This window comes from Mesorhizobium sp. M0938 (assembly GCF_040319125.1).
Classification (GTDB): Bacteria; Pseudomonadota; Alphaproteobacteria; order Rhizobiales; family Rhizobiaceae; genus Mesorhizobium; species Mesorhizobium robiniae.
In genome coordinates this window covers 248,033-260,978 of sequence record NZ_JAMYNS010000002.1, presented here as the reverse complement: position 1 = coordinate 260,978, position 12,946 = coordinate 248,033, and the positions used below count along the sequence as shown (strand labels likewise).

Genomic DNA, 12,946 nt, shown 5'->3' with positions numbered 1-12,946 from the left:
ATGTTGCGACCCGCATGATCTATCCTTACTGATAGGCTGATCCGCCAGAAATCGGGACTGGCCAGAACTCAGGTGCTGGCCAGAATTTAGGGGGTGGCCGGAATTTAGGGACTGGCCGGAATTTAGGGGCTGGGATGAACAGCGCGTCCGGAAAATCGCCGCGTCGAACGGATCAGACCAGTTCGCAGCCCGTCAGCGAAGCGGCGGCGGGCGCCATATTGACCATCGATCTCGGCGCCATCCGCGAGAACTACCGTCGCCTGAAAGCCCAGTTGGGGGGCGCGCGTTGCGCCGGCGTCGTCAAGGCCGACGGATATGGGCTTGGCGCCGGGCAGGTAGCAACGGCGCTGATAGCCGAGGGCTGCGATACTTTCTTTGTTGCGCATCTGACGGAAGGCGCCTTGTTGCGCCAGGCGCTCGGCTCAGCTGTGACGATCTATGTCTTGAATGGCATCCCGCCGGGCGCCGAAGCCGAAGCAGTCGAAGCAGGGCTAGTGGCGGTCATAAATAGCGCCGGCCAGCTCGCCGCCTGGCGGGCGGCGGCTGAGCGTTCAGGCCGCACGCTGATAGCCGCGATCCAGGTCGACAGCGGCATGTCGCGGCTCGGCATGGCGGCGGTGGAGGTGGAAGCCGTCACTGCTGATCCACGGGCTTTCGACGGCATCGACGTCGCTCTCGTGATGAGCCATCTCGCCGGTGCCGACGAGCCCGAGCATCCGGCCAACGAACAGCAGCGGCTTGAGTTTGAACGGCTGCGAAGGGTGCTGCCGAAGGCGCCGGCCTCGCTCGCCAATTCCTCCGGCATCTCTCTTGGCCATCCTTTTTGCTACGACCTCGCCCGGCCCGGTGCGGCGCTCTACGGCATCAATCCGACGCCGGGCAAGCCTAACCCGATGCTGCCGGTGGTGCGGTTGGAAGCCAAGGTAATCCAGACGCGGATGCTGAAGGCCGGCGCCGGCGTCGGCTACGGCCATGCCTTTCATGCGCCGGCCCCGCTGGCTGCCGCGACGATCTCGCTCGGCTATGCCGATGGCTGGCATCGACGCGCCTCGGCGGCGGCGTTTTTCGATGGTGTGCGACTGCCCTTCCTCGGACGCGTATCGATGGACTCGATCATCCTCGACATTTCGGCGCTGCCGCCCGACCGGCTGAAGGCGGGCGACCTCGTCGAACTGATCGGGCCGTCGCAGACGGTCGACCAGGCGGCAGGCCATGCCGGCACCATCGGCTACGAAATCCTGACCAGCCTCGGGCATCGTTTCCACCGGCGCTATGTCGGCGGTTGAGCGGTTTCGCCGCGCTTGACAAGCGAGGGCTTCTCGGCAAGGCTTCGTGCATGAGCAACCTCGCCCATATCAGAAGCTGTTTCAGGGTCTGCCCCATCGCGGGAGCGTAGCCCCGGGACGGCTGCCGTTGGCGGCCGCCTGAATCGGGGCATTTAAATCACGGACATCATCATCGAGCCTTCAGCACATTGCGGCTGCCGGCTCTTCATTCGGCCGTCGCTGACCCGACGGCAGCGCGCATTCGTTCAATGCGCCAAGTTCACGAGGTTTGCCATGCAACATGCAACGACACGGCCTGGTCCGCGAAGCCGGATTGTGGTCAGCGACGCCGATTACGACCGGCTGACCGGCTTGGCCAGAGCCTATCTGGAGCGCGCACCCGCCATGGCCGAAGAGCTGCTGGCGGAAATGGATCGAGCCAGGATCACGAGGGCGGCAGCGATGCCGGCAGGCGTGGTGCGAATGGGTTCGACGGTGACGATCCTCGGAAATGACGGGAGCACGCAACGCATTACGCTGGTCTATCCGGGCGAAGCCGACATTACCGAGAGCAGGATTTCGGTGTTGACGCCGCTCGGGACGGCTCTCATCGGAGCAGCCGCCGGCCAGGTTGTGAGCTGGCGAAGCCGTGACGGCAGAGACCTGTCGGTAACCATCGACGCTGTCGAGGCGCTCTCATCCGCCCGACTGCCTTGATCGGAGATTTTCATGACAAGCATTTCCATGACAGGCACAAGCTGTCGCCTGACGATAAAGGATTTCTCCGTGCTTGAAGCAATTCTGGCACGTCGGCGAGCATTCGCCGACCCGATCGTGCCGATGCTTGAACACAAGCTCTCGCACGCCCGCATCGTCCCGATCGATTCGGTCGAGCCCAATGTCGTGACGCTGAACAGCAGGGTGGTCTTCCGCATCGATTCCGGGCCGTCGGAGACGCGAACGCTGGTGCAAAACGAAATGCGCGGGCCGGTCGGATCCAGCTTGCCGGTTACAACCAGGCGGGGGCTTTGCATGCTCGGCATGGCACAGGGTGAGACTGCGCTTGTCGAGCAGCCGGACGGCAGGCGGGAATTGATGCTGATCGACACCGTGCTTTATCAGCCTGAAGCAGCGCGGCGAGCGGCAGAGGAAAAGCGGATGGGTGGGTGGCGGCCGCACAAACTCACCCTTGTCCATAGCGCCGCAGCCAACGACAGGCCACTTGGCGAAATGGGTAAAATCCGGCAGACAGGGGAGGACGATCCCGGCCCCTCGGCGGCGTGATCGGCCTTTAAGGAGCGAGCGATGAAGATCTTCGTGCTGGGCGGTGGCGTCATCGGGGTGACCACCGCCTACTATCTTGCCGAGGCCGGCCATGAAGTGACCGTCATCGATCGCCAAAAGGGGCCTGCGCTGGAAACCAGCTTTGCCAATGCCGGCGAAATCTCCCCCGGCTACGCCTCGCCCTGGGCCGGCCCCGGCGTCCCGCTGAAGGCGGTCAAATGGCTGTTGATGAAGCATGGTCCGCTGGTGGTGCGACCGACATTCGATCCGCATATGTGGATATGGCTGGTCAGGATGCTGCGCAACTGCACGGCCGAGCGCTATGCGGTGAACAAGGCGCGCATGGTGCCTTTGGCCGAATACAGCCGCGACACGCTGAAAGCGCTGCGCGAGGCGACCGGCATCGCGTATGACGAGCGCGCCAAGGGAACGCTGCAGCTGTTTCGCACGCAGCAGCAGCTTGACGGCACGTCAGGCGATGTCGAGGTGCTGAAGACCTATGGCGTTCCTTACGAGATACTCGATCCCGACGGCTGCATCGCGGCCGAGCCGGGGCTGGCAGGGGTGCGTGAAAAATTCGTCGGCGGCCTGCGGCTGCCGGGTGACGAAACGGGCGACTGCAAGATGTTTACCGACCGCCTGGCGGAGCTCTGCGTGGCGCGCGGCGTTACCTTCGAATACGACACGTTGATCAGGCGCATCATCCGCAAGCGCAACAGTATCGCCAATATCAATACCAACAAGGGTTGGAAGAAAGCCGACGCCTACGTGATGGCGATGGGCAGCTATTCGGCCAAGTTCATGCGCATGCTGAGGCGGTCCATACCGGTCTATCCGGTCAAGGGCTATTCGATCACCCTGCCGATCAAGGATGCTGCCGCAGCACCGGTGTCGACGGTGATGGACGAGACCTACAAGGTGGCGATCACCAGGCTCGGCGACCGCATCCGGGTTGGTGGCACGGCGGAGATTTCCGGCTTCGACATGAGGCTGCATGAATCACGGCGCCGCACGCTCGAACATTCGGTCGGCGATCTTTTTCCCGGCAGCGGCGACATGCGGTCGGCCAGCTTCTGGTGCGGATTGCGGCCGATGACGCCGGACGGGCCGCCGCTGATCGGCCGCACCGAGTTTTCCAACCTCTATCTCAACACCGGCCACGGCACGCTCGGCTGGACCATGGCCTGCGGCTCGGCCAGGGTGCTGGCCGACATCGTCTCCAACCGGGTGCCCGACATCAATGTCCGCGATCTCGGGCCGGAGCGATACCAGCGGTAGAAGGCTTCTTTCATCGAGCCTTTGAAGGCGGTGACTTCGCGCGCCGGTCAGTCTCGTCAGACGAATAATCCCCGTTCCCGTTCCACCGCCTTGGTGATGAAGCTGGCGACGATCTGGACGCGGCGCAGCGGCCTGACCGATTCATGATAGACCAGCCAGTAGGCGCGGCGGATGGGCGCGACGATGTCGACAGCCACCAGTTCGGGCATCGAACGGGCGACGAAGGTGTGCAGGATGCCGATGCCGGCGCCGGAGCGCACCGCTTCGGCCTGGCCGAGTGCCGAGGAGATGGCGAAGCTGGTGCGCCAGTCGGCGCTGAACTCGGCCGCATAGTCGAGCGACGGGCTGACGATGAGGTCCGGCACGTAGCCGATCAGCGTGTGCCGGCCAAGCTCGGCAGGCGTCTCAGGCAGGCCATGCGCGTCGGCATAGGCGCGGGACGCGAACAGGCCGAGCGTGTAGTCGACCAGCTTGCCCGCCACCAGCCGGCCTTCGGTCGGTCGCTCCACGGTAATAGCGATGTCGGCCTCGCGCCGCGACAGCGAAAAGGAACGCGGTACCGGCACCAGCTGGATGGTGAGTTCGCGGTGAAGCGCCGTCAGTGCGCCGAGGCGCTTGGCCAGGAAGGCAACACCGAAACCGTCAGGCGCGCCGATGCGAACGGTGCCGGAGACATCGTCGCCTTCGCCCGCCACGGTCGAGCGCGCGGCGATCATGTCGCCCTCCATGCGCTCCGCGATGTCGAGGAAGCGCTCGCCCGCCGGCGTCAGCTCGCTGCCGGTGGTAAGCCGGCGAAAGAGTTTTGCGCGCAGCACATCCTCGAGCGCAGCGATGCGGCGCGAGACAGTAGCGTGGTTGAGCTCCAACCGCTTGGCCGCGCCGAGGATCTGGCCGGCCCGCGCCACGGCGAGGAAGATGCGGACGTCATCCCAGTTCATGGGGATTGTCCGGATGGCGACGATTACGGAAGCGCTCCACGGCGCCCCCCTCTGTCCTGCCGGACATCTCCCCCTCAAGGGGGGAGATTGGCGGTTTTGCCGCAGGCGTCTCTCTTGCTGCGGTGAAGATTTGCGAAGGCGGGCGTGACAGCCGATCTCCCCCCTTGAGGGGGAGATGTCCGGCAGGACAGAGGGGGGCGGTGAAGGAACTCAATCTCAATCCATGTATCTGCAACCACACCCATTTTGCGAGAATTGATGCGCGGCCGTCAACGGTTATCTATTTTCCGCACAACGGTTGCGTTTTCGCTCGCGTTGCCATTCGTAGCGCAAAGGCGGACAATGCTGCATCACAAATACAGGGAGAGAAACCATGATCGAATACGGTCATTTCATCGGCGGCAAGCGTGTCGCCGGAACCAGCGGCCGCAAGCAGGACGTCATGCAGCCGATGGACGGCACGGTGCGCGGCACGGTGGCGCTGGCTTCGCAGGCGGAACTGCGGGCGGCGGTGGAAAACGCCAAGGCGGCGCAGCCCGGCTGGGCGGCGACCAACCCGCAACGGCGCGTGCGCGTCTTGATGAAATTTCTCGAACTGGTCGCCAGGGAGTATGATTCGCTGGCCGACATTCTGGCGCGTGAGCACGGCAAAACCATCGCCGACGCCAAGGGCGACATCCAGCGCGGGCTGGAAGTGGTCGAGGTCTGCATCGGCGCGCCGCATATGATGAAGGGCGAGTTCACCGACGGCGCCGGCCCCGGCATCGACGTCTATTCGATGCGCCAACCGCTCGGCGTCGTTGCCGGCATCACGCCGTTCAATTTTCCGGCGATGATCCCATTGTGGAAGATCGCGCCGGCCATCGCCTGCGGCAACGCTTTCATCCTGAAGCCTTCGGAGCGCGACCCGGGCGTGCCGCTGCGCATCGCCGAGCTGTTCATCGAGGCCGGCCTGCCGGCGGGCATCCTCAACGTCGTCAACGGCGACAAGGAGGCGGTCGACGCCATCCTCGACGACCCTGATATCAAGGCTATCGGTTTCGTCGGCTCGACGCCGATCGCCCACTATATCTATTCGCGCGGTACCGCCTCGGGCAAGCGCGTGCAGTGCTTCGGCGGCGCCAAGAACCACATGATCATCATGCCCGACGCCGACATGGACCAGACCGTCGACGCGCTGATCGGTGCCGGCTACGGCTCGGCCGGCGAGCGCTGCATGGCGATCTCAGTGGCTGTTCCGGTCGGCAACGACACCGCCAACCGGCTGATGGAAAAGCTGGTGCCGCGTGTCGAAAGCCTGAAAGTCGGTCCGTCGACGGATTCATCCGCCGATTTCGGACCGCTGGTGACGGCGCAGGCGCTGGAGCGGGTCAAGGGTTACGTCGACATTGGCGTCAAGGAGGGCGCCAAGCTGGTCGTCGACGGCCGCGGCTTCTCGATGCAGGGTTACGAGAACGGCTACTATATGGGCGGCTGCCTGTTCGACAACGTGACATCTGACATGCGCATCTACAAGGAAGAGATCTTTGGGCCGGTGCTCTCGGTGGTGCGCGCGCCGACGTACGAGAACGCGATCAAGCTCGCCAACGACCACGAAATGGGCAACGGCGTCGCCATCTTCACCCGCGATGGCGATGCGGCCCGCGATTTCGCCTCGAGGGTCCAGGTCGGCATGGTCGGTGTCAATGTGCCAATCCCGGTGCCGATCGCCTATTATACGTTCGGCGGCTGGAAAGCGTCTTCCTTCGGCGACCTCAACCAGCATGGGCCGGACGCGTTCCGTTTCTACACCAAGACCAAGACGGTGACCTCGCGTTGGCCGTCCGGCGTCAAGGACGGCGCCGAGTTCGTCATCCCGACGATGAATTAGCCGGACGGTTCCTTGTTTGCGCGTCCTCGCCTTTGGCTGCGGGCGCGCGGGCGGGCGTCAAGGACGGCGCCGAGTTCGTCATTGCGACGATGACTTAGCCGCACCATTACTGATCCAGGTTAAGACTGAAAACGGAAAGGTCCGGCCAAAAACCGGGCCTTTTTTGCCGGCCTGTCGTGGCCTGTATATTCCTGAACGCTAATGTGATGGAACCAGGCGGGCAGCGGACGTCTTAACTTGCAATCCTGCCGCGAAGGACGCGCGGCAGATCAACCAACGGCGCTGGCGACAGCTCGGGGGATCGGTCGGCGCAAGGAGGTGTCAGATGACACGTCTTATGGTGACGACACTTTGCGCCGCGGTTGCGGCGTTTTCCGCAGCCCCGGCAATGGCGGCCGAACAATGTGCGGCCCGAGCCGACATGATCAAGGCGCTCGGCGAGAAGTTCCACGAAAGTCCGACCGCGCTCGGTGTCGTCAATCCGAATGTGATCGTTGAAGTCTTCGTGTCCGATCAGGGCACCTGGACCATTCTCGCCAGCGACACGCGCGGTCAAAGCTGCGTGGTTTCGGTGGGTGAAGGCTGGGAGAGCGGACTGACGACAGCGGCGCTGCCAGGTACGTGAGCCGCTTGGAGCGGGACGGGTCCGCATTTCTGCGACGCCAAGTGATTCCACTTGGCTGCAAATGCTAGCGCGTGGCGGCCGTCTCGGCGTGGCCGCGGAGCAGCGCCATCAGGCGCTTGGCATCCTTGGCGGCGGCATCTTCGTCACCGGCGAGGATCGAGCGGATCAGCGCGACGTGGTGCTCGGCCGATTCCGCCAGGCCCGTATCGGCCTTGTAGCGGAACCAGAACCGGCGGCTGTGGGTCTGCAAGGGAGCAGCCAGGCGGGCGGCGAACGGGTTGTCGGCAGCCAGCGCCAGCGCCTCATCGAGAGCCTTGTCGGCCTGGATGAAGGCCAGCACATTGCCTGATATCACCGCTTTTTGCATGGCCAGCGCCGCATCGTGAAACAGGTCGGCGGCCTCGCGGGTGACGAAGCGGGCGGCCGAGCGGGCAAGAACCACCTCGATGCCACGCCGTGCATCGAGAACGCGCAACCAGTCGCCGGGATGGAGCGGGGCAATGGCGATGCCGGCACGCGGCCGGACGTCGAGCAGCCCCTCCCAAGCCAGCCGTTGGATCGCTTCGCGCACCGGCGTGCGGCCAAGTCCCAGCCTGTCGATCAGTGAGCCCTCGGTGATGAAGCTTGCAGGCGCCAGTTCGAGCGTCACGATCATATGCTCGAGCACGCGGTAGGCTTTTGCCGTCACGGGCTCAGGGCGAGATATATCTTCCAACAGGGCCATCGGTGCCTCCTGATATATTTTGCATATATCATAGCGGATTCCGCGTTGACAGTCCGTTTCTTAACAAATATACGACTGATATATCAGTTGGAGCGACCGCTATGTGGACCGGAGTTTTCCCCGCCGTCACGACTAAATTCACCGAGGACGACCACCTCGACTACGCCGAGATGGAGCGTTGTTTTGCCCTACAGATGGAGGCCGGCTGCGACGGCATCATCGTCTGCGGCTCGCTCGGCGAGGGGCCGATGCTGTCGCATGACGAGAAGATCGAGGTGCTGAAGGCGGCACAGAAGATCGCCGGCAACAAGCCGGTTCTGCTGACGGTCAACGAAGCCGGCACGCGCGAGGCGGCGGCAATCGCGCGCCGCGCCGCGAAAGAGGGCGCCAATGGGTTGATGGTGGTGCCGAGCCCGATCTACCATACCAATGCGGAGGAAACGGTCGCCGCGCTGCGCGCTGTCGCCGAGGCCGGTGACCTGCCGGTCATGATCTATTCGAACCGGCTTGCCTACCGCGTCGATGTCACCATCGATCAGATGGAGGAACTGGCGAAGGACACGCGTTTTGTCGCCATCAAGGAATCTTCCGACGACATCCGCCGCTCGACCGAAATCATCAATCGCTTCGGCGACCGCTACGATTTGTTCACCGGCGTCGACAATCTGGCATTCGAGGCGCTGTCGGTCGGCGCCATCGGCTGGGTGGCGGGGCTGGTCACCGCATTTCCGCGCGAGACGGTCGCCATCTACCAGTTGATGAAGCAGGGCCGCCGCGAGGAGGCGCTGAAAATCTACCGCTGGTTCCGGCCGCTGCTCGACCTCGACGTGTCGACCTATCTGGTTCAGAACATCAAGCTCGCGGAAGTCTTGGCGATCAATACCAACGATCGCGTGCGCATGCCGCGCCAGCCGCTGTCGGGCGAGCGCCGCAGGGCCGTCGAAAAGATTGTCAGGGATGCGCTGGCAGTGCGGCCGACACTGCCGACGTTTTGAGGCAGGTTGTATGCCGTCTCGGGTCTATCTCAAGCGCCTCGAAAATGATGGAGATTGGGCGGCATATCACCGTATTCGCAGACGGGTTCTTTGGGAGGACCGGGGCTTGGATGGCTATGACGAACGGCATCCCAACGACCGTCTTGCGAGCAATCACCCACTGCTCCTCATGCACGAAGGCACTCCAGTAGGCACTGCCAGACTGGACGTTACTGGTCCGCGCCTCGGCGTTGTCAGGCTTGTCGCCATTGAAGCGAATCTGCAGCGGCGTGGCCTGGGCCGGATTCTCATGCAGGAAGTCGAGAGCTATGCCCGCCGCGTTGTTTGGAGCAGCTTGAGGTCAATGCCGCCAAGGAGGCAGAAGGATTCTATCAAAGCCTCGGCTGGGTGGCCGTTCGGTCCGACCGGAAAAACCCATTGATGACAAAGTCGCTCAGCCCTGGAGAAATCCAATAGTGGCGACGCCAAACCGGACATTGGACATCGCCATTGTCGGCGGCGGCATTATCGGCGTCTGTGTCGCCGTCTGTCTGGCGGAGGCGGGACGAGACGTCACGATTTTCGACCGGACGGGCATTTGCGAGGAGACAAGTTCCGGCAATGCCGCCGCCCTAGCTTTTTCCGATGTGCTGCCGCTGGCCCATAAGGGGATGATCAAGCATCTGCCGAAATGGCTTGCCGATCCGCTCGGCCCGCTCAGTATACCGCCCGCCTATCTGCCGACGCTGCTGCCCTGGCTTGTCCGCTTCTGGCGCGCCGGGCGAAGCGACCGCTACGAGGCCAGCCTCGCGGCGCAGGCAGGCATGATGCGGCTCGCCGAGGCCGAATGGGCCGGGCTGATGGCGCGCTCGGGCACGACAAACATGCTGCGCGAGGACGGCTCGCTCGAACTTTACGAGAGCGAGGCCGAATTCAGGGCGTCGCTCGCGGGCTGGACGGCGAGGCAGCGGTTCGGCATCGGCTTCAGCCATGTCGAGGGCGATGCTCTCGCCGCCTTGCAGCCGGGCTTATCGCCGCGTTTCGTCAAAGGCACTTTCGTGCCGGGATGGAAGACCGTCGCCGACCCCAAGCTGCTTGGCAAGGCGATCTGGGCCTATGCCGAGGCCAAGGGTGCGCGTTTCGAAAGAGCTGGGGTCGACCATGTCGGAGCGGCGCAGGACGGCGCGACATTGACACTGGCCGACGGCACGGTGCGGCAAGCAAAGCACCTCGTCATCGCCGCTGGCGCGTGGTCGCATCTCCTGGCAAAACATCTCGGCGACCGCATCCCGCTCGAAACCGAGCGCGGCTACAACACGACGCTGCCGAAGAGCGCCTTCGACGTGAAGCGGCAGCTAATCTTCTCCGGGCATGGCTTCGTCATCACGCCGCTTGAAACCGGTGTGCGCGTCGGCGGCGCAGTCGAGCTCGGCGGCATTAAGCGGCCGCCGAACTATAACAGGTCGAAAGCGCTGCTCGACAAGGCACAACAATTCCTGCCGGGGCTTGATCCGGCCGGCGGCCGCGAATGGATGGGGTATCGGCCGTCGCTGCCGGACTCGCTGCCGGTGATCGGCGGCGCCAGGCGGGCCGGCACGATTGTCTATGCCTTCGGCCACGGCCATCTTGGCCTGACCCAGGCGGCTGCGACGGGGCGCTTGATCCGCGATCTCATTCTCGGCCAAAATTCGGTGTTTGATCTTTCTCCGTTTTCTCCGAACCGCTTCTGACGGGATCTCTAGAATGGCGCGCCACTCCTTCTTCTGCATAGACGGTCACACCTGCGGCAATCCGGTACGGCTTGTCGCCGGCGGCGGACCGTTGCTCCAAGGCGCGACGATGATGGAGCGGCGCGCGCATTTCCTGGCCGAGTATGACTGGATCCGCACCGGGCTGATGTTCGAGCCGCGCGGCCACGACGTGATGTCCGGTTCGATCCTCTATCCGCCGACAAGGCCTGACTGCGACATCGCCATCCTGTTCATCGAAACGTCGGGCTGTCTGCCAATGTGCGGTCACGGCACCATCGGCACGGTGACGATGGCCATCGAGCACGGGCTGATCAAGCCGAAGACACCTGGCATGCTCAGGCTGGACACGCCGGCCGGCGTGGTCACCGCCGAATACAAGCAGGTCGGCGACCATGTCGAGGAGGTGCGCATTACCAACGTGCCGTCCTTCCTCCATGCCGAGGGGCTGACCGTCGAATGCCCAGAGCTCGGCGAGATCAGTGTCGATGTCGCCTATGGCGGCAATTTCTACGCCATCGTCGAACCGCAGAAGAACTATCGCGACATGGCCGACCATTCCGCCGGCGACCTCATCGCCTGGAGCCCGGTGGTGCGGCAGCGGCTCAACGAGAAATACTCTTTCGTGCATCCGGAGAATCCCGGCATCGGCCGGTTGTCGCATATGCTGTGGACGGGTGCGCCGACCGACAGCCAGGCGGATGCGCGCAACGCCGTCTTTTATGGCGACAAAGCGATCGACCGCTCGCCTTGCGGCACCGGCACCTCGGCCCGGATGGCGCAGCTTCACGCCAAGGGCAAGCTTAGGGCCGGCGAGGATTTCGTCCATGAATCGATCATCGGCTCGCTGTTCAAGGGCAGGGTCGAGAAGGAGGTCACGGTGGCAGGCAAGCCGGCGATCATTCCTTCGATCGGCGGCTGGGCGCGCATGACCGGATTGAACACGATCTTCATCGACGACCGCGATCCGTTCGCGCACGGATTCATCGTCAAATAGAGGCGATCCTGACCCAGGGGAAAGCAAAGGAATGCAAAGATCGACCGCCTCGGTGGCGCAATGATCCCGCTCTTCAACTTATTTTGACGACGATTCCTTCGAAAAGGGGTGCATATCGACGCCGAATCGTCAAAGACATTGCGTTATGCCAATGATAGGTTCCGCGATAGTCCAGAGGCCGGAAGGGAAAAGAACGGGCAATCCGATTGCGTGCTTCAAAATCACGCATGACGATTAAAAAATCACGTTGCAATCCGGGCTCGAAACTTTACGACTAGGGGAAATACGAAAAGGAATGCGTCTGCATGGGCGACATTCCAGGGGAGCAACGACAGCATGCAGTATTTTGTCCAGCAGCTTATCAACGGGCTGACGCTGGGATCGATCTATGGGCTGATAGCGATCGGCTATACGATGGTCTACGGCATCATCGGCATGATCAATTTCGCCCATGGCGACATCTTCATGATCGGCGCCTTCACTGCCCTCATCGTTTTCCTCATCCTCGGTGCGTTGTTCTATTCTGTGCCGGTGGTGATCGCGCTCCTGGTGATGATGATCGTCGCGATGCTGTTGACCAGCCTCTATAACTGGACGATCGAGAAGGTGGCCTACCGGCCCTTGCGCGGTTCGTTCCGGCTGGCGCCGCTGATCACCGCGATCGGCATGTCCATCGCATTGTCGAACTTCGTCCAGGTGACGCAGGGTCCGCGCAACAAGCCGATCCCGCCGATGGTCAGCCAAGTCTACAACATCAACGGCATCAGCGTGTCGCTGAAGCAGATCATCATTGTCGTCGTCACAGCGCTGCTGCTGGCGCTGTTCTGGTACCTGGTCAACAAGACGTCGCTTGGTCGGGCGCAAAGAGCCTGCGAGCAGGACCGCAAGATGGCGGCGCTGCTCGGCATCGACGTCGACCGCACCATCTCGATCACCTTCGTCATGGGAGCGGCCCTTGCCGCCGTCGCCGGCACGCTGTTCCTGATGTATTACGGCGTCATCGCCTTCTCCGACGGTTTCACACCAGGCGTGAAGGCTTTCACGGCGGCCGTGCTCGGCGGCATCGGCTCGCTGCCCGGCGCCGTGCTCGGCGGGTTGATGATCGGCTTCATCGAGAGCATGTGGTCGGCCTATTTCTCGATCGACTACAAGGACGTCGCCGCCTTCTCCATCCTGGCGATCGTGCTGATCTTCCTGCCTTCCGGCATTCTGGGCCGGCCAGAAGTCGAAAAGGTCTGAAATC

General features: G+C 63.1%; 13 protein-coding genes. 11 read left to right on the top strand and 2 right to left on the bottom strand.

All coding sequences use genetic code 11. The features are described 5' to 3' along the window. The first annotated feature begins 134 nt into the window (after positions 1–134). From alr to NKH73_RS03940, 4 genes are all read left to right on the top strand, one after another. Positions 135–1,286: an alanine racemase gene (alr, locus tag NKH73_RS03955; RefSeq protein WP_352928311.1), complete on the top strand. Its 1,152-nt coding sequence runs from the start codon at positions 135–137 to the stop codon at positions 1,284–1,286. 273 nt (positions 1,287–1,559) lie between these two features. Beyond that, complete coding sequence (rnk, locus tag NKH73_RS03950; protein WP_352928309.1) at positions 1,560–1,982, top strand: nucleoside diphosphate kinase regulator; 423 nt, start codon at positions 1,560–1,562, stop codon at positions 1,980–1,982. Positions 1,983–1,994: 12 nt separating this feature from the next. Further along, positions 1,995–2,549, top strand: a complete 555-nt coding sequence (locus NKH73_RS03945) for a GreA/GreB family elongation factor (protein ID WP_352928307.1) — start codon at positions 1,995–1,997, stop codon at positions 2,547–2,549. Between the two features lie 21 nt (positions 2,550–2,570). Continuing rightward, a complete protein-coding gene (locus tag NKH73_RS03940) occupies positions 2,571–3,827 on the top strand; it encodes a D-amino acid dehydrogenase (RefSeq protein WP_352928305.1) in 1,257 nt (418 codons plus the stop codon). A 56-nt stretch (positions 3,828–3,883) separates the two neighbouring features. Here the strand turns inward: NKH73_RS03940 and NKH73_RS03935 are convergent, their stop codons facing one another. After that, a complete protein-coding gene (locus NKH73_RS03935) occupies positions 3,884–4,765 on the bottom strand; it encodes a LysR family transcriptional regulator (protein WP_352928303.1) in 882 nt (293 codons plus the stop codon). Positions 4,766–5,138: 373 nt separating this feature from the next. Between NKH73_RS03935 and NKH73_RS03930 the strand changes: the two genes are divergently transcribed. Then, entirely contained in the window at positions 5,139–6,635 is a 1,497-nt protein-coding gene (locus NKH73_RS03930) for a CoA-acylating methylmalonate-semialdehyde dehydrogenase (protein ID WP_352928301.1), read from the top strand. Between the two features lie 325 nt (positions 6,636–6,960). Beyond that, positions 6,961–7,260 (top strand): hypothetical protein, encoded by a 300-nt coding sequence (locus NKH73_RS03925; RefSeq protein WP_352928299.1) that lies wholly within the window; start codon positions 6,961–6,963, stop codon positions 7,258–7,260. Between the two features lie 64 nt (positions 7,261–7,324). Here the strand turns inward: NKH73_RS03925 and NKH73_RS03920 are convergent, their stop codons facing one another. Continuing rightward, complete coding sequence (locus NKH73_RS03920) at positions 7,325–7,984, bottom strand: GntR family transcriptional regulator (protein ID WP_352928297.1); 660 nt, start codon at positions 7,982–7,984, stop codon at positions 7,325–7,327. 101 nt (positions 7,985–8,085) lie between these two features. Between NKH73_RS03920 and NKH73_RS03915 the strand changes: the two genes are divergently transcribed. The 5 genes from NKH73_RS03915 to NKH73_RS03895 all read left to right on the top strand — a co-directional run bounded on the left by NKH73_RS03915 (position 8,086) and on the right by NKH73_RS03895 (position 12,942). Beyond that, positions 8,086–8,979 (top strand): dihydrodipicolinate synthase family protein, encoded by an 894-nt coding sequence (locus tag NKH73_RS03915; protein WP_352928295.1) that lies wholly within the window; start codon positions 8,086–8,088, stop codon positions 8,977–8,979. Continuing rightward, positions 8,942–9,400, top strand: a complete 459-nt coding sequence (locus tag NKH73_RS03910; protein ID WP_352928293.1) for a GNAT family N-acetyltransferase — start codon at positions 8,942–8,944, stop codon at positions 9,398–9,400. Before NKH73_RS03915 ends, NKH73_RS03910 begins: the two co-directional genes overlap by 38 nt. 34 nt (positions 9,401–9,434) lie before the next feature. Beyond that, positions 9,435–10,688 (top strand): NAD(P)/FAD-dependent oxidoreductase, encoded by a 1,254-nt coding sequence (locus tag NKH73_RS03905; protein WP_502893883.1) that lies wholly within the window; start codon positions 9,435–9,437, stop codon positions 10,686–10,688. Between the two features lie 13 nt (positions 10,689–10,701). Further along, positions 10,702–11,703, top strand: a complete 1,002-nt coding sequence (locus NKH73_RS03900) for a 4-hydroxyproline epimerase (protein ID WP_352928292.1) — start codon at positions 10,702–10,704, stop codon at positions 11,701–11,703. Between the two features lie 336 nt (positions 11,704–12,039). Beyond that, positions 12,040–12,942: a branched-chain amino acid ABC transporter permease gene (locus NKH73_RS03895; RefSeq protein WP_352928290.1), complete on the top strand. Its 903-nt coding sequence runs from the start codon at positions 12,040–12,042 to the stop codon at positions 12,940–12,942. The last annotated feature ends 4 nt before the right edge of the window (positions 12,943–12,946 follow it).